Source organism: Propioniciclava sinopodophylli, assembly GCF_004324755.1.
Lineage (GTDB): Bacteria > Actinomycetota > Actinomycetes > Propionibacteriales > Propionibacteriaceae > Propioniciclava > Propioniciclava sinopodophylli.
Window position 1 is genome coordinate 108,003 of the sequence record NZ_SDMQ01000010.1, and the last position, 15,837, is coordinate 123,839.

General features: G+C 68.8%; 13 protein-coding genes and 2 pseudogenes. 9 read left to right on the top strand and 6 right to left on the bottom strand.

Annotated features, from left to right (window positions below):
- Positions 1 to 149 precede the first annotated feature (149 nt).
- Entirely contained in the window at positions 150 to 341 is a 192-nt protein-coding gene (locus ET989_RS16000; protein WP_131168827.1) for a helix-turn-helix domain-containing protein, read from the bottom strand.
- A gap of 312 nt (positions 342 to 653) precedes the next feature.
- Between ET989_RS16000 and ET989_RS10845 the strand changes: the two genes are divergently transcribed.
- Both ET989_RS10845 and ET989_RS10850 read left to right on the top strand, forming a co-directional pair.
- Positions 654 to 1,214 (top strand): hypothetical protein, encoded by a 561-nt coding sequence (locus ET989_RS10845; RefSeq protein WP_131168829.1) that lies wholly within the window; start codon positions 654 to 656, stop codon positions 1,212 to 1,214.
- 266 nt (positions 1,215 to 1,480) lie between these two features.
- Entirely contained in the window at positions 1,481 to 1,942 is a 462-nt protein-coding gene (locus ET989_RS10850; RefSeq protein ID WP_131168831.1) for a hypothetical protein, read from the top strand.
- Positions 1,943 to 1,951: 9 nt separating this feature from the next.
- Here ET989_RS10850 and ET989_RS10855 read toward each other — a convergent pair whose 3' ends face one another.
- Genes ET989_RS10855 through mobF form a run of 3 tightly spaced genes read right to left on the bottom strand, consistent with a single transcriptional unit; the run spans position 1,952 to position 8,752 of the window.
- A complete protein-coding gene (locus tag ET989_RS10855; protein ID WP_131168833.1) occupies positions 1,952 to 2,548 on the bottom strand; it encodes a hypothetical protein in 597 nt (198 codons plus the stop codon).
- A 25-nt stretch (positions 2,549 to 2,573) separates the two neighbouring features.
- The gene (locus ET989_RS14970; protein WP_241656313.1) at positions 2,574 to 2,927 is read right to left on the bottom strand and encodes an A24 family peptidase; all 354 of its coding nucleotides are present in this window, start codon (positions 2,925 to 2,927) and stop codon (positions 2,574 to 2,576) included.
- On the bottom strand, positions 2,891 to 8,752 hold the full coding sequence (gene mobF, locus ET989_RS10865; protein ID WP_131168837.1) for a MobF family relaxase: 5,862 nt from the start codon (positions 8,750 to 8,752) through the stop codon (positions 2,891 to 2,893). The genes ET989_RS14970 and mobF overlap by 37 nt, the downstream gene beginning before the upstream one ends.
- A 303-nt stretch (positions 8,753 to 9,055) precedes the next feature.
- Between mobF and ET989_RS10870 the strand changes: the two genes are divergently transcribed.
- The 7 genes from ET989_RS10870 (at position 9,056) to ET989_RS15820 (ending at position 14,023) form a co-directional block, all read left to right on the top strand.
- Complete coding sequence (locus ET989_RS10870) at positions 9,056 to 9,304, top strand: hypothetical protein (RefSeq protein WP_131168839.1); 249 nt, start codon at positions 9,056 to 9,058, stop codon at positions 9,302 to 9,304.
- Positions 9,301 to 10,026, top strand: a complete 726-nt coding sequence (locus ET989_RS10875) for a hypothetical protein (protein ID WP_131168841.1) — start codon at positions 9,301 to 9,303, stop codon at positions 10,024 to 10,026. Before ET989_RS10870 ends, ET989_RS10875 begins: the two co-directional genes overlap by 4 nt.
- Before the next feature lie 416 nt (positions 10,027 to 10,442).
- The gene (locus ET989_RS10880) at positions 10,443 to 11,045 is read left to right on the top strand and encodes a hypothetical protein (RefSeq protein ID WP_131168843.1); all 603 of its coding nucleotides are present in this window, start codon (positions 10,443 to 10,445) and stop codon (positions 11,043 to 11,045) included.
- A complete protein-coding gene (locus tag ET989_RS10885; RefSeq protein ID WP_131168845.1) occupies positions 11,042 to 11,623 on the top strand; it encodes a hypothetical protein in 582 nt (193 codons plus the stop codon). Before ET989_RS10880 ends, ET989_RS10885 begins: the two co-directional genes overlap by 4 nt.
- Entirely contained in the window at positions 11,620 to 11,886 is a 267-nt protein-coding gene (locus tag ET989_RS10890) for a hypothetical protein (RefSeq protein ID WP_131168848.1), read from the top strand. Before ET989_RS10885 ends, ET989_RS10890 begins: the two co-directional genes overlap by 4 nt.
- Positions 11,883 to 13,310 carry a hypothetical protein gene (locus ET989_RS10895; RefSeq protein WP_131168850.1) on the top strand — a complete coding sequence of 476 codons (1,428 nt, stop codon included), beginning with the start codon at positions 11,883 to 11,885 and terminating at the stop codon, positions 13,308 to 13,310. The genes ET989_RS10890 and ET989_RS10895 overlap by 4 nt, the downstream gene beginning before the upstream one ends.
- A gap of 590 nt (positions 13,311 to 13,900) precedes the next feature.
- A complete protein-coding gene (locus ET989_RS15820) occupies positions 13,901 to 14,023 on the top strand; it encodes a hypothetical protein (RefSeq protein ID WP_277751366.1) in 123 nt (40 codons plus the stop codon).
- Positions 14,024 to 14,029: 6 nt separating this feature from the next.
- Here ET989_RS15820 and ET989_RS16005 read toward each other — a convergent pair.
- Together ET989_RS16005 and ET989_RS10905 are read right to left on the bottom strand one after the other, a co-directional pair.
- Positions 14,030 to 14,107, bottom strand: a pseudogene (locus tag ET989_RS16005) (hypothetical protein); the annotation flags it as partial.
- Between the two features lie 36 nt (positions 14,108 to 14,143).
- Positions 14,144 to 14,613: pseudogene (locus ET989_RS10905) on the bottom strand (DDE-type integrase/transposase/recombinase); the annotation flags it as partial.
- Positions 14,614 to 15,837 lie beyond the last annotated feature (1,224 nt).

Genomic DNA, 15,837 nt, shown 5'->3' on the forward strand with positions numbered 1-15,837 from the left:
CGCCATGTGGTCGCCTGCCGGCGGTTCTCTGCTCGAACCCTCCGCCCCTTCTCACCCTTCCGGTACGGCAACGCCTCGATGGGGGAGTTCTCACCCGGTTCCAGAGATGCGCGGACCATGCGCGGCGACCCCCCTCACTCGGAGTCGGGTCATGCCCGGGACTGAGCTGGACGCACGACACACATGAGCCGATCCACCTCGCCGGGCTCGACACGGATCAGGCGGGGACCGTAGCGGAAGGCGGGGAGGCGACCACTCGCCACCCAGCGTCGAAGAGTCTTGGTGGTGATCCCGGTCCGCTCGGCGGCTTGGGCGAGGGTTTCGTAAGTCTTGGGGTACATGGGTGTCTCCTCTCGTACCCCCACAAGCACCAATCTGGGCGTTGAGGGACAAGCAAACCTGCAGTTGTGGGGGGACGTTGAACTTCTGCTTGGCTCCGCCTGGGACGCAGCGCGGCGCGCCACTCGCTTCTTGAGACGCGCCGACTTCCCTTCACAAGCAGTTACGCTGTGAACAGATCCCACCCCCGGGACCGTTCATGGCACGCCCGACTCGACGTCGAAGTCGGCTGCCTTGGCATCCCCGGAAAATTCACACGGATTCGCGTGGCCTTCCAAGGGGGGTCCCATGCTTGTGGAGGTCAAGGAGGCCCGATGAACAACCGCACCACCAAGACACTCACCAGCGCCGCAGCAGCCGCGCTGGCTCTCGGGCTGGGCGGATGCATCAACCCCACCCTGCCCACTCCGAGCCCCACACCCATGCAGACCGTGGACCCCACCCCAACTCCGACGCCCTCACCCATCCTCTCCCTGTCCGCGGAGCAGCAAGCAGCCGCCGGCGCCGTTGTGAAGTTCTACGAGGTGACAGATCAGATCGCCACCAACGCAGAGGTCGATCTCAACTCCCTCTACGAAGTCTCGGGCGGGGAACTGGTGCAGCAGTACCTCAAGGACTTGCAGATGATGCGGGTGCAAGGCTGGCGTCAGACGGGCCTCACCGACGTAGAGGTCACCCAAGTCACAGGGGAGTCGGCGCCGTTCAAGGTTGAGGCTTGCGTCGACACAGGCGGCATCGATGTCACAGACGAGGAAGGCAAGTCTCTCGTAGCACCGGATGCGCAGCCGCGGGTCCTGTACAGCTTCGATGTGGTGACCCTCGGCAGCCCGACGCTGCGCGTTACGACAGCCGAGGTGGTGAGGACAACGTGCTAAAGAGGGCTTCTTGGCTCGGAATCCTCGCGGGGTTCTTCCTCGTCTACCTGCTGCCCTCCGTCGCTCAAGCAGAGACGGAGGTGTATTGCTCAAACGGAATTGTCGTGCGGGGCCTCTGCGTTCTGACAGTTGACCCACCGGCCCCGACGAATCCACCTCCCGGTACTCCTCTAGCGAGCCAACCGCGACAGTGTTTCGACGGCGGACGAGAGATCCCGTGCTTCCACGAACGCTTTGGGAGTTGGAGTGCGGCCCACAACTGCTACATGACCCCGACGAAGTTGCAGCCGACTCCGGGGCATCCGGTGTGGGAGACCCACACGGACGGGTTCATCTATGACTGCATTCACCCCTCGGATCCCGGTGTCGTTCGGTGGGTGTGGGGGCCGGCGTCTGACGCGGTTGATCCGCGGGCATTGGCCGAGCAGCTGCGCACGTCGATGCGCTTTGAGCCTGTGTCGATCGGGATCGTTCCCGAGCCCGGTCCGGACCGCATGGGACTGGTGGGCATGCCGACGTGGATGTGGGCCGCGAATCCTGGCCCAACCACGTTAGGCCCGCAGACGCGGAGCCTGTCGTCCGGCGGGGTATCGGTGACCTTGACCGCTGAGGTCATCTCCACGCGTTGGGAGATGGGCGATGGCGGGGTGGTGACCTGCCGCGGGCCGGGCACTGCCTACGAGGACCGCTACGGGGCGATCGATTCCCCGACGTGCGGCTACCGCTAGCGGCGGGGTTCAGTGGCCGTGCGGGCCGGATTCTTCGGGTGCTGGGGGGAGTCCGCCGAGGCGGCGCAGCTCGGCGATGTTGGCGTTGAGCGTGGCCATGGCTTGGGCGGCTCCGTCGGCGGTGCCGGGGGTGTGCGGCTGATCCGCGCGTCGGGTGGCGGGCGTGGCGGCGAGGCTGCCGACGTGGAGGAGCGCGATCGCGTGCCGGACGGCAGCATCGGTGGGGTTGGGGGCGGTGGTGAGGGTGTGGCTGATCGCGGCTTCGGTCTGTTGGTTGTTCCCGGTGAGGCTGCCGAGGATCCATTGGTGGACGGTGGGGATCTCGGTGGTGAGGTCGAAGTCGTCCACGGTGGGCTGGGGGAAGCGCGGGTGCTGGATGACGGCGCGGGCGTGGTCGTGGCCACGGGACAGGATGGCGTCGCACACGCCGACGGTGGCGGCTTGGAGGTAGACCGCGGCGAAGGCGGGCCGGGTGAGGACCTGGCGGGTGGCGTCCTGGCCGAGCGCGTCGGCGATGCCGTACTCGGTGGGTTGGGTGAGCCTGGTGGCCCAGCTTGTGCGGACGGTGGTGTAGATGTCGTGGCTGTCGAGCGAGTCGGTGGTCATGCGCGTGACCCCTTTCTGTTCTGTCTTAGGGGAGGGGGATGAGGGTGGCGGCGAGCCAGCCGAGGAGGAGCCAGGGGCCGTAGGCGTGGCGGCTGCCGGGCTGGCGGGGTCGGGTGAACGCCCACAGTGCTGCGGCGAGGGTGCCGAGGAGGAACGCCAGCCAGGTGGCTGAGGCGCTGAGGGGTGTGGTGGTGAGTCCGATGAGGCCGGCGAGGCGGACGTCGCCGTAGCCGAGCGCACCCCGACCGGCCTTGTGCAGGACCCAGAACAGGCCGTAGCTGAGCGCCCAGCCGAGTGCTGCGGCGGCTGCGAGCAGCCATGTTCGGGTCAGTGCTGCGGTGGCTACGACGCCGAGGACGCTGGCGAGGAGGGTGAGCATGGTGGTGCGGTAGGGCAGGCGGTGCACGTCGGCGTCGACGGCAACCAGCCACGGTGCGGCGATCGCGAGCGGGTACAGGTGGAGCAGGTGGACGGCTTCACCGGTGGCGGTGTAGCCCAAGGTGAGCGCCCCGAGGACACCAGCCAGGGCGAGGGGTACCCATCGGCGGGGGCTGGGCTCGGGCCAGGCCTGGGTGGTCTCCTCGGGGTAGCGGTAGGTGAGCGTGGTGAGCCGTCGGCGCTGGTACTCACCCAGCAGGACGCCACTGATGGTGGCGGCCGCCGTGGCGGTGAGGGTGGGGGCGTCCATGGGGTGTGCTCCTGTGCGGGGTTGGTCTGAGGGTAGGTCAGCGACCGCGTCCGCGCGGGTCGTGTCCGTGGCGGGTCGGGATGCGTTCGATGGTCGGTGTGGGGGCTTGGGGCCGGTCGGTGGGGGTTTCGTGGGTCTCTTCTGTGGGGGTGAGCCGCTGCTTGACGTCGTGGAGGCGGGCGAGCTGGCTGTCGGCGGCGCGGCGGGCGTTGGTGTTCCAGGCGCGGATGTGGTCTTTGAGGGTGCCGCGCAGGAAACCGGCGGGCAGGTCGAGCCGGTCGCCGAGGGCTTGGATGCCGTCCTCCCATTGTTGGGGGGGGTTGGGCGGCGAGCACTGCGAGGGCTCCGAGGGCGGCGTCGGGGGTGGGCAGGTTGCTGATCCGCTCGTTGATGAGCGCGTGGGCCAACGGTCCGGCCTGGGTGAGCGCGTGGTTGAGGGCGGCGGCTTGGCCGGTGGCCAGCAGTTCGGCGGGATCTGTGCCGGGGTTCAGGATGGCGTAGCGGGGGTCGAGGCCGTGGGGGGTGAGCATCCAGTAGTCGCGTTCGGCGGCGAGGCGTCCGGCGAGGTCGGCGTCGGTGGCGATGATCGGGGTGCGGTCGAGGTTGGCGAGTTGGGTGGCTTGCAGGTTGGTCAGGCTGGTGCCGAGGGGGGCCAGGCCGATGTAGCGGCCGTGGCTGGCGAGGGTGATGGCGTGGGCGTCCATGGGTCCTTCGGCCAGGACGGGGATGCGGGTGGGATCGGCGGTGAGGAGGTGGGTGGCGCCGTAGAGCTGGTTGCCCTTGTGGAACAGGGGCGTGTCGGGGGTGTTGAGGTACTTGGGGGCACGCTCGTCGGTGCTGGTGGGGTTGCGGCGTCCGACGAACCCGAGCACGCGGTGGTCGGGGTCGAGGATGGGCAGCATGACCCGGTCACGGAACCGGTCGATCAGGTTCCCGTTGCGGGCGGTGCTGGCGACGCCGGCGGTGAGCATCTCCTGGTTGGTGATGCCGTGGCCACGCAGGTGGTCGACCAGGTTGGTCCAGCCGGCCGGCGCGAGTCCGGGCCGCAGGTCGGGGTGGTCGTGGACGTCGACGCCGAACCGGTCGGTGAGGTACGCGCGCGCCCAACTGCGCGTGAACGTGTGCTGGTAGAAGCGGGCGGTGAGCTCGTTGACCAGTTCGAGCCGTTCCTGGCTGGTGGGGCTGTCGTGCCACTGGTCGGCCTGGTCGAGCAGCCGGATCGTGTCCGCGGGGTCGGCGTCGAGGCGTAGGCCGGTGCGGATGAGCGCTTCGACGGTGAGGTCGTCGCCGTCCCATTCCAGCGGGGGCTCGGACTCGTCGTCCGGCTCGCTGGCGGCCAGTTCTCCCGGGGCAGTCGGCTGTTCGTGGGGGTTGGCGACGAGGATCGGGTTGGCGGGCGTCCAGTCGTCCCACAGGTCGGCGGGCGGCGCCTCGGTCTCGAGGGCATCAGCGGGGGTGTCGTGGCTGTCGGCGAGCCGGGTGACGTCCTCGATGAGGGTCTGGATGTCGCCCACCTGGTGGGGGCTGATGAGGGCGTCCAGGGGCCAGCCGCGTTGCAGGCCGCGGTCCACGGCGTCCACGAGCGTGACCCACCACGGGCTGGCCTGCATCGCCGCGGCGTGCACCCCCAGCTGCTGGGTGAGTTCGGGCAGCCACTGGTCGGGGGTGCGCCGTTCGCCGGTGCGTTGGTCGTGGTCGAGTTGGCCGGCGATCCGCCACCACAACGCGGCAGCGGGGTGGTCATCGGGCAGCGGCTGCACGCTGGCGGCTTCCAGCAGGGGCCGCACCTGGGTGCCGTGGCTGGACAGGTAGCCGAGCTGGCGGGCCAGTTGGGGCAGGTACGGGTCGGCGGTGATGGTCGCGGACAGGTCGGCCAGCAGCGGTCCCCATTCGGCCAGCGCGGGGGAGTGGTCCTCACGCAGGCGGCGGTCCAAGCCGGTCTGGTAGCGGCGGATGGTGCTCTGGAACTGCGGGTCCCCAGTGGGCCGCAGGTCGGCGGCGTTGACACCGGTCGCGGCTCTGTACACCTCGACATCAGCCACCAGCGAGAGAGGCGGCGTCCAGCTGGAGGACCGCATCCACGCGGGCTGGCTCGCACCGTTGAGTGTGGCAGCGCGGACGTGGTCGGCGAGCGCGCCGACGAGGGTGCTGCGAGCACTCAGGTAGGGACCCCAGGTGGGGTGGTCGGCCAGTCGGGTCGGGATGCCGGGCAGCCACGGCAACGGTCCCCGGTCGCGGGTGCGCGTCTCGAGGCGGGCGACGAGGACGGACGCTTCGTCGCGGGCGTCGCCGAGCGGGCTGCTGGTGAGGGCGTGCTGGGTTTCTGCGAAGGGGTCGCGGCCGTCGGCGGCGATGAGGAGGAGCCGGTTGACCAGGGTGGGCCACGCGTCGCAGTCGGTGATGCCGGGCACCATCGCGTTGATGCGGCGGGTGAGGTGGCGGAGGAGGTCGGGGTCGGTGATCTGCGCGGCCGCTACGCCGATCGCGTCGGCGTAGCGGCGGGTGGCATCGGCCAGCTGGGTGGCCGGGTCGGCGGCGATCCGGGTCTGCGTGGTCGCTGAGACGGGGGTGTCGTCGCGGCCGAGGATCTTCTCCAGCATGTCGGTGGGGGTGAGCGGGCTGACCGTTTCTGGGGCGAAGGTGGTGTGTTCGTTGCCATCGGAGACCACGGCCAAGTAGGCGTGGTTGGCTTCGCGGCCGCGGGTCATCATCGTGTACAGCAGCTGGCGGGATTCGCCGCCGGACAGGACGCCGTGGGTGGTGTCGACCGAGATGCCCTGGGCGGTGTGGATGGTGGAGGCGTAGCCGAGCTCGACGTGCTCGGCGACGTAGTCGGCCGGCAGGGTGACCCGGCGTCCGGTACGGGTGTGGGCGACGTGCAGGCTGCCGTCGGCGCGGGCGTCGACCACCTGCCAGCGGTCACCGTTCTTCACGAAATCGGTTGCGCTGGTCAGCAGGCGACGATGGTTGCGGCGGGTGAGGATGGTGTCCCCGGCGCTGGCGGGCAGCCCGTCGGACAGCCACACTTCCCGGCCCGCGGGTGCGCCGTTGAGGCGTTGGTGGCGGGCGCGGGTGTTGAGTTCAGCGACCAGCTCGCGGGTGGGGGCGAGCATGATCGAATCCAGACCACGCTGCCGGTCGGTGCTCCAGGCGGTGAACACGTGGGTGGTCATGGTGGCCAGGTCGCCGACGTGGACACGCTTCTGGTCGAGGTAGAAGCCGAGTGCTTCGGGGCGTCCAGCTCGTAGGGCGAGGCTGGCCGCACCCTCGGCGGGATCACGGAATCGGACCAGTTCGTCCAGGCGGAGGACCCCGTGGGTGGTTTCGATGTCACGCAGGACGCCGCCGGCGCCGATCGCGGCGAGCTGCTGGTCATCGCCGATCAACCTGACGCTGCCCCCGGCTTCGAGGACGTGGCGGACCACTTGGTGCAGGCTCAATGTGTCGGCCATGCCCGCCTCGTCGATCAGCACGAGCGTGCCCTCATCGATGCGGGGCAGGTTCGGGTGGGTGGTGCCCTGGTCGAGGTGCCAGCACAACTTGGCCAGTGTGTCGGTGGGCGCACTGGTCTGGTCGCGCAGCTGCTCGGCCGCCGCCGCAGACGGGGCCAGACCGATCACGGTGCCACCCCCATCGGTCCACGCCTGGGTGAGGGCGCGCATCGCGGTCGTCTTGCCTGATCCGGCCGGCGCGATCGCGGCCTGCACGCGGGCCCCGCTGGTCGCCATCGCCGTAACCAGCGCGGCCTGTCCGTCGTTGAGGGTGACCCCGTTGGCGGCCGATTCAGCCAACGCGACCCCCACATGGGCCTCGGTCACCGCCCACCCGCCGGTGCGGCCGGCGGCCGCGACGAGGTACTCCTCAGCGGCCAACACCGGGCTGCTGGTGAACAACGTCGACCCCGCCACCGTGTACTGGCTCGTCCCGTCGGCTCGCCGCAGGGCAGCCGGCTCGGACGGTTCCACCACGCGCCCGTCCGGGCTGGCCAACGGACGCTCCAACGACACGCAGTGGGTGGCCAGCGCCTGCGCGACGACCTGGTCGGCAGTGGCCTCGACCAGCGCTCCGGCCACGTTCGCCGCCCGCAACTGGCGCAGCGCCTCGGCCCGCAGATGCCAGCCCTGCCACGTTGAACGGTGCCCCTGCACGATGCCAACCACCCGCCGTGCCGTGGCCTCCACCCACGCCGCATCGGGGATGAACGTCACCGCATCCGCACGCCCCACAGCGCTGGCAACCATCCGGGCCAGCGCGTCAGCAGACCCCAGCACCTCGAGTGCTTCAGCGCGCCACGTCGCCCGCTGCTGGGCCTCCGAACGAGCCGAATGCTTCGCATCCCGGGTCTCCAAGGTGGCCTGCTGCGCCAACCCGATCGCCTCGGTCGGGGTGGGCGGACGACCGTGGGCGGCTTGGAACTCGCGTGCCAAGACCGCACGACGGGCCTCGATCCGCTGCCGACGCGACGACCAACGCTCGTTCAACGCAGGCTCCACACCGACGATCTCTCGCACCGGACGCCTCCCATCCGGGCCGGGCCGGTCAGCGAACCGGACACCCAGCCGCTCGGTCAGATGCCGCTCCAACGCCGTGTTGTAGGTCTCCGAAATCGTCACGACCGCCTTCAACAACACGCGCCCGTCGATCGCGCACCAGCGGCCCGTTTCGGCTTCCTGCACCTTGTTCGCGATCGCCACGTGCGTGTGCAGGTCCGGGTCACCGGCACGCGAGTCACGGTGGGTGAACGCCGCCCCGATCAGCCCGCGCACATCAACCTGACGCACGCCGCCAGCACCCACACGCGTGTACAGCGCAGTGTCCTCGATGGCCCGCAGCGCGTCGGCCACCGCCTCCTGATGCGCCTGCTCGATCGCGGTAGCTAACGGCCGGTCGGCCAGCGCCCACAACGACGACACCGACTTCACCGGGCTGAACGTCACGTCGAACCCCGCCACCACCGCAGAAGCTGGACGCGACAGCCTGGCCACCTCACCGGCCAACTCGCGCGTGTCCTGCGGGGCACGCCCGTGACGCTCGGTGAACATCTCAACGGCCACCTCGGTACGGATCCGGGCTCGGAGGTTGGCGGCGATCGCCGCGCTCCGGGGAAGCCCGTGGGCGGTGTTGTAGGCCTCCAGTCGGCGGGCCACCTCGATCCGGAACGGGCTGACGCCGCCTGAGGTCACTTGGAACGGGGAGCCGAGGCGGCCTGCGCGTTCGACCTCGGCTGGGGTGGCGTCGGGGCGCGCGGCTGCCTCGTTCTGGAGCTGTTCGGCCAGCGGGTGGTAGCCGACCCCGAACAGGTTCCACATCTGCCCGGCGGTCACCTCATCACCCGCCGCGAGGCCGCCCATGCCGGCGAGGCCGCTGCCGACCCAGCGTCCGGGGGACTCGCCCTTCTCGGAGTAGTAGGCGGCCAGGCCGGGGCCGGCTTCGCTGGTGGCGTCCATGCGTGCGACCTGCCGGGTCAGGTACTCATACCCCGACCCGGCGGTGATCTTGGTGATGGATGCCGTCACACCCCCACAAGCAGCGAAATTGGGCCAGGCGGCCACGCGAGTTCCGGAGTGCAAGAGGTGTGTACGACATGAAGGCTTGGAAATCGATGGGGGGACATTGGCAGGGACGGTTACGGGTGGCGTGTCGGGATGCGTGGTCGGGGAGCGGTCGCGCGTCTTGTTCGGGTCGGGCGTGGCCTTCTGGAGCGATTCGCGTGCTTGTGGGGGTGAGAAGGAAAGCCGAGTTTCTGGAGTTTCGTGATGGTGGGTACCAGTGTGGTGCGGGCGGCGGCGCGGAGTGCTGCGGCGGCGACACGGGCACGCTTGAAGGCTGAGCAGGTGGAGCGGGAGCGGCTACGCGACAAGTTGGCTGAGGAGATCATGGTGCTGCTCGCGACCCGGGACGCCACGATCACCGACTGCGAGCGAAAGGCCGGCCAAGCCCTGGAGCGACTGGTGGGGGAGCTGGGTCTCTCAGCTACCGAGGCTGGCCAGTGGTGCGGCGGATTGTCGGCGCGGGAGATCAGCCGCATGCGGCAGCTCGCCCGCGAACCCGGAACGACCGAGTCATGACCCGCTGGCGAGCCCCCTACCTGAGCGCGCGGATCATCCCGCTGACCGTGAGCCTGGCAATCGGCCTGGTCACCAACGCGCTGCTCCCCGGGTTCGCCGTGGGCTGGCTGGGCGGCGGCACGGTAGCGATCCTGCTCCGCCTGCGCTGTGGCTGGTGGCGGGCCGGCGCCCGCCGGCCGACCCCGGACGAGGTCGCCATCCTGCGCAGCACGAGCGGTCTCATCCCCGCACTGCGGGGTCGGGGGGAACCGACTTGGTGGATCCGCCCGACGAGCGCATGCCCGGTATGGATGCCCAATCCGCGCAACGTCGTGGTGACGCAGAAGCTGATCGACGAGATGCGCCACGGGGCGGTCCACGATGAAAGTGGCGCACTCCTGCTAGCTGCTGCCATAGGCCGGCTGCCGGTGACCTGCTCGCCAATGGTGGGCGTCGTCGAATTCGTCTCCCTCCCCGCCCGCGTGCTGGCACGAGTCGTCCCTCGATCGATCCGCAGGCCTTGGCATCCGTACCTGGTCGTACTGGCTGTGCTCTCGCTGGTGGCCGTCGTACAACACGCCGGTGCCGGTCGCTGGGGCCTGATCATCGGACAGATGCTGCTCGCAGGGGCGCTCGTGCTGGCGCCGTGGTGGGAGGAACGCTGGCAAGCCGCCCTGCGCCAGCTCGACGCCGACGGAGCAACCGAAGCAGGGCTGCAGACCTTGGCCGCCTCGCCGACGTGAACCGTCAGGGGCGCTGGCTACGGTCAGGATTGTGTCCACACCGCGCAGCGTCCCGGCCCCCACGCTGGCCGCGCGCGTGAACCGAATGCGCAGCGAGTCCAAGCCGGCCGGCGACACCCACCCGGCCGAGCAGACCCAAGGCAAGCATGTGTGGGTACGCGGGACGACCGGGTGGTCGCCCGGACTGTTGGTCAGCTGGGCGCGAGCTGCAGATCGAACCTGGTGGGGCCACGTGGTCGTCATCGACCAGGACGGGGACCCCGCCATCATGCGGATCCGAGCTGATCACCTCCGACCCACGCCAGCACCCTCACCAACCGACTGAGAGCACACGGTGAACTCGTCGCCGGATCGGTGTCCCTCAAGATCGAGTTCGCCGCTTGTGGCAGGGGAACCAACCCCGCGGAAGGGATGCCATGAGCCAGCCAGCAGCCAACGACTCCCGATACATGATGATCGCCCTGGCACGCAGCGACGCCGCCGACCTCGCCCAAGCAGAGCAGGCCATCGACCGGATGGACCCGATCCGGTTCAACACGTGGGCCGCACAGTTCGCCACCGACCCGTCCCTGTTGCGAACCGCAGCACCGGTCGAGATCGCCATCCTGGTCCGCACGATCGAGTCACACCCCGGCTGGATCCACGACCCCACGACCCTGCACCAACTGCACCAGGTGATCGGGCAGCAGCTCGGCGACTTCAGCCACGACGTCGTCAACGGAAGTCGCGCGCACGCGGTCGACACCATCCGCCAAGCACAGAACCCCGAGCTGGCCGAGTTCCGCGCCGGTGTCCTGATCGCCTTGGACCGCGCCCACCAAGACGTAGCTCGCCATGGCGGCCCGATCCAGACCGCGTTCGCCAACCGGTTGGCCGAACGGAACCTGATCACCACCGACGCCGAACTCGGCGAACCGTTCGAGCGCATCCCCGTCTCGGACACCGGCCGCGGAATGCCGAACCGCCCACAGCCCACGATCGCGTTCGGCCCCACCACGCCCGGCGGGTTGCCCCGATGAACCATCCGATCAGCCAGGCCGGCTACGCCATGCTCACCCTCGTCCGCCAGGACTCGCGTGACCTCGAGGTCGCCGAACGCAAGGCCGACAGGCTGGAGCCCGACCACTACCTCCAGTGGGTCGCCGAGTTCGCCGACAACCACACCCTGCTGCGCCAAGCCCCACCCGCCGAGGTCGCCGCACTGATGCGATCCACCAACGCCCACCCCGAGTGGCTCGACGACACAGACCTGCTGCTCAAACTCCAAGCCGGCATCAAGTCCCAGCTCAGCAGCCTCGACACCGACACCGTCCTCGGAGACAACAGCTACGTCGTCGAAGCCGTCCGCCACGCCCAGCAACCCGAAGTGCTGGTCCTGCGCAACGCACTGCTGCAGGCCTTGGACCAAGCAGTCAACGACGCCCAGGTCTACTCGATCGATCTGGTTGAAGCGCTCCACGAACGGCTCGCCAAACGTGGCTTTGCCTCCCACCCCTACATCACCGCCGAGACGATTCCCCCGACGGTCGCGAGCGCCACGCCGCGGCCTGCACCGGGTGGGACCCAGGTCGAAGCCGGCAGGGGAGTGGCGCGATGACCAACCGGTTCACTCTCGCTCTCGGGCTGGTCCGCCAAGCCCGCACCAGCGGCGACATCACCGACGAGTTCCTCCAAGCTGCCCTCATCGACGCCGAAGTCGACCTCGAAGACCTCGCCCCCGCCGCCCCAGCCATCGGATCTCCGGCGCCCCTGAATACCCACGGCTGCATCGAGCAAGCCATCCAGCTGCTAGACGGGCAGCCAGCCACCAGCGACATCCGCACTTGGCTGCACAAGGTGCTGGCAGGACTCCCGTCATGACCGCCACCATCGGCGGCCTGCTCGACCGCCTGCACCTGCTCGCCTACCGCCTCGACCCCTCCGGGCCACCCCTCCCCGTCGAGACCGCGCACCTGGCCGCCGGCTGGGCCCAGGTCAGCCAGCGGCTGACCGCTGCCCTGAAAGCTCTTCCCTTCGAGTTCGATGGGACCGGCGAGGCCCAACGTGACTACCACCTGTCCCTGCTGCGCCCCCTCCGCGGCCCCACCGAGCACACCACACCCGCAGACCCACAACTGGAGGACGCAGCCCTCCTCTTCGGCGGCATCGCCGACATGCTCGTCGACCATCACCCTCGCTTCCAAGTCGACGCCCCACCCCGCTGGTTCTACCCGGGACTCCCACCCCGCAAACCCGTCTACGAGTGGCGTGACCGCAACGAGGCCGCCGCAACAGCGCTGCAGGACAACCTCTTGGCCGCCACCTACGCCATCGGCAACTGGACACTCCACCGACTCGGCACGAACGGCACCGACAGCACTCCCTTCGCACGCTCCCTCCGGCACCTGGTGAACACGTGCCACCAAGCAGCCCGGACCAATCCCGACCGCCGGCGAAGCAGCCTCGAACACCTCACCTCAACCCCCGTCGACGAACCCAGCCTCTATGGAGCACTGACCCGATGGGCAACCGAAGCCGAAAAAGCCCTGCACCGACGCTTGGTCACCAGCGGCACCTTCGCCATGCTCGCCTCCGACCTGACCATCCTCACCGCCGCCACCCACCACACCCTCACACCACGCATGCACAAGGAACTCGAAGATCTCCAGGAGGTCACCAAGACACTCACGGCTGCCCTCACCGGGTGGAAGCAGATTGCTGCATGGCCCACCAACATGCGCTTGGGAGGACCCCGCGCCCTCGACTACATCGCAGCCTCCCGTGAACTCCGGTCCTACATCGCAGCCGAGCTCACCGGACCAGACGGATGGCACACCGCGAGTCAACTCCAAGAACGGTTCACCACCGGGCAGCTCGACACCCTCACCCAAACCCTCGCCCAGCGTTCGGCCAGGATGGGAGACGCCCTCAGCAAGACCGTCCGCGACATGACGATCGGTCAGGGGCGCATGTGGGTCGACACCTCAACCGCCCGCACGGTCGATCCAGACCTCAGAAGGACACGCTGGATACTCCAAGCAGATGGAGCACCCCCAGTCGCAGCCCCCATCGACTGGCACATCAGCAGGAGACCGACGGATCGAGCCATCCAACTCGCAGACACAAGCCGAGAGGCAGCTAATCACTCCGAGCAGGCAGCTAGACGAATTCACCAGCTGTTGGGTTTCGGCCACAAGCTGACACCCGAAGTCGTCAGCAGAGTCACGCTCAGCCGGGCACGCATCCGAGTGAGGTATGGCCATCCAGGCCACCAGACCGGGACGATGCCTCCAACCTTTGGATGAAGAGGCCCGCGTCCGCCGTGGTGCTTGCCCCTGTCGCCGCAGACCTGCTGAGGATCGAGCGCGCCGTCGAGCTCGGAGCCGACCCAGCCGGCGACTGGTCCACCCGCCACGCCACCCGGGGACGCCTCGCTGCCGGACAACGAGTCCAACCGCGAGCTCACCAACCGGCTCACCCGCTCTTCCTACCCCCACGGCAATCGTCGCCAACAAAGAGGGGAGTGATTCCTGGACGAGGGTGCCGACCTCCGCAACTGCACCTACGCCAACGGTGGCGAGATCCTTTGCCAGCCCCACGGGATCGAGGGGGTCGCTGTAGTACGAGGTGGCGTCAGCGTCCTTGATTCGGCGTTGGGCGGGCCGGCCAAGAACCCGCTGAAGCCGCGCCCACGTGCCGCAATGCGGCGTGTGGGCGCGGCATTGTTGGACCCGGGCGTCGGGCGGGTGGCGGCAGGCACGCCGGGGGAGGATGGGGCTTCGGCCCCAGCTTCTTTGAACCGACTAGGCCAACCCGATGTTGCGGCCACCTCACCTGCAACCAGGCCCCACTCGGAGTGCTCGGTAGCCCGCGTTCGCCAAGGTCAGGTGCCTAGATGCCGACGTTCGAAGGCGCGCGCCGCCTCGCGAAGCTCGTGGTCTTCGGGTGTTTGCCCGCCGAACCCGCCGTGCGGCATGGCTTCGAATACGTGCAGTTCGGCTGGCACGCCAGCGGCTAGGAGGGCTCGGGGCATTCTGACCGTGTTCGAGAGGAAGAGGTCTCGGGTTCCAGTCTGAGGGAAGGTCGGAGGGAAGCCGCGCAAAATGGGACTGCTGCACGGATAGGTGACAGTTCCTAGTCACGCCGCCAGTGCGACGGTCGTACTCACGATGGTCTCGAACTCGATGGGCGTCAAACGGCCCAGTCGGGCTTGTCGGCGTCGCCGGTGGTACGTCCGCTCGATCCAGGTCACGATCGCGATGCGCAGCTGCTCGCGGGTGGTCCAGGAGCCCCGGGCGAGGACGTTCTTCTGCAGCAGCGCGAAGAAGCTTTCCATGGCGGCGTTGTCCCCGCTCGAGCCGACCCGGCCCATGGATCCGACCAGGCGATGAATGGCGAGGCGGGACTTCATCCTCGAGTCGATCCAGTACCCCACGATCTTGCCGGAGCAGGCGTCCTTGATGGCGCAGCAGTAAAGCTTGCCTTCCGCGGTCTTGTGCTCGGTGATGTCGATGAGCCAGAGCTGGTTCGGGGCGTCGGCGGCGAAGAGTGCCGGGTCCGGCCGTCCTCGTCGACGACCGCGCACAGGTCGTCGTGGACCAGCGGGCCCGGCTTCTTGCCGATCGCCATAGACTTGGGCAGCTTGCGCCTCGAGCGATCTTGATCGCGTGAAGCGGCATTCCCAATCGACGGTGGGTCGGCAACTGCGCGGGCTGAGCGTTGAGGAGCCTTGTCGTCGCGAGGATGTGGGTGTCGAGTCCAACCAGCGTCAACAAGGCTTACCTCAACGACGTCCTCCTGCCCGCCGGTCACGGTCGATTACCGATGTCCCCCTGCCCGTGCTGCGGGCCGGGCCTGAGTTCCGCACCTTCAGTGCCCTGTGAAGTCTGGGATTTGCCGAGGATGGCTGTGGCGCCGGCGTTTGAGGCGGGGTTCGGCCGGGCGCTCGACCAGGTGCTGCGCCGGCTCACCCACCTGACGGGTGGGGACGGGGTCAAGTCCCTGGACGTGGTTGTGGTCCGGCTGGCCCCGGTACCGCTGCGATGGTTGCGGGCGCGTGTGGCGGCATTCGCGGAGGACGGTTCCCCGACCGCGGTCGAAGCTGACCAGGGTCGCGGACGGGTGGGCCTTGTGCCAAGTCGTGCTTGATCGCGGCACCCAGCTCCTCATCGACCACCCGGGACGGCTCGCCGGCGTCGGGGTCGACGAACAGGGGCTACGCTCATGCAAGGCAACGGGGTGACAAGTGCGTCACCGTGATCATCGACCTCACCCGGCAACTCGTCGCGCAAGGCGTTCGCGGGCGACGAGTTGCCCATCTTGCATCCGCCGTCGGATCCACCGCCTTCGCCACCGTCCCGCCACCGATGCGAAGATGCAGTCGGGTGGACCACTGCGTCCCCCCGAACCGCCTCGGCGGTGGCTTCAACGAGGCGGTGATGGTGGCCCGCGCTCGGCGACCCTGCCAGGCAGGAGAATCTAACGTGAGCGCCATCAGTACTGCGGCGACATCCCGCCGGCTGAGCTCGAGGACCACTGCTACGCTCACTTACAGGCCCAGCCTACGGCTGAGCTCACGCACGAATGAAGTTGCCGGACACGCCCGGGGGTCGCTGCAGTTTGTCCCGCGCTCGTTGCAGCAGACGGTGGCCCCTTACGCTGGCAAGCGAGACCGGGAGAATTGATGATGATCTCCGATCGCACGCTTCAGCCCTGATCCACCGGTGTCGTGGCGGGTGTGGGCGTGGCATGGGGCGAGGTGACCGTTCTGAGCAGGGAGGATGGTAATTGCTGAAGTCGCCGTCCACCGCGTCGAAGGGTCACCTCGTAAGT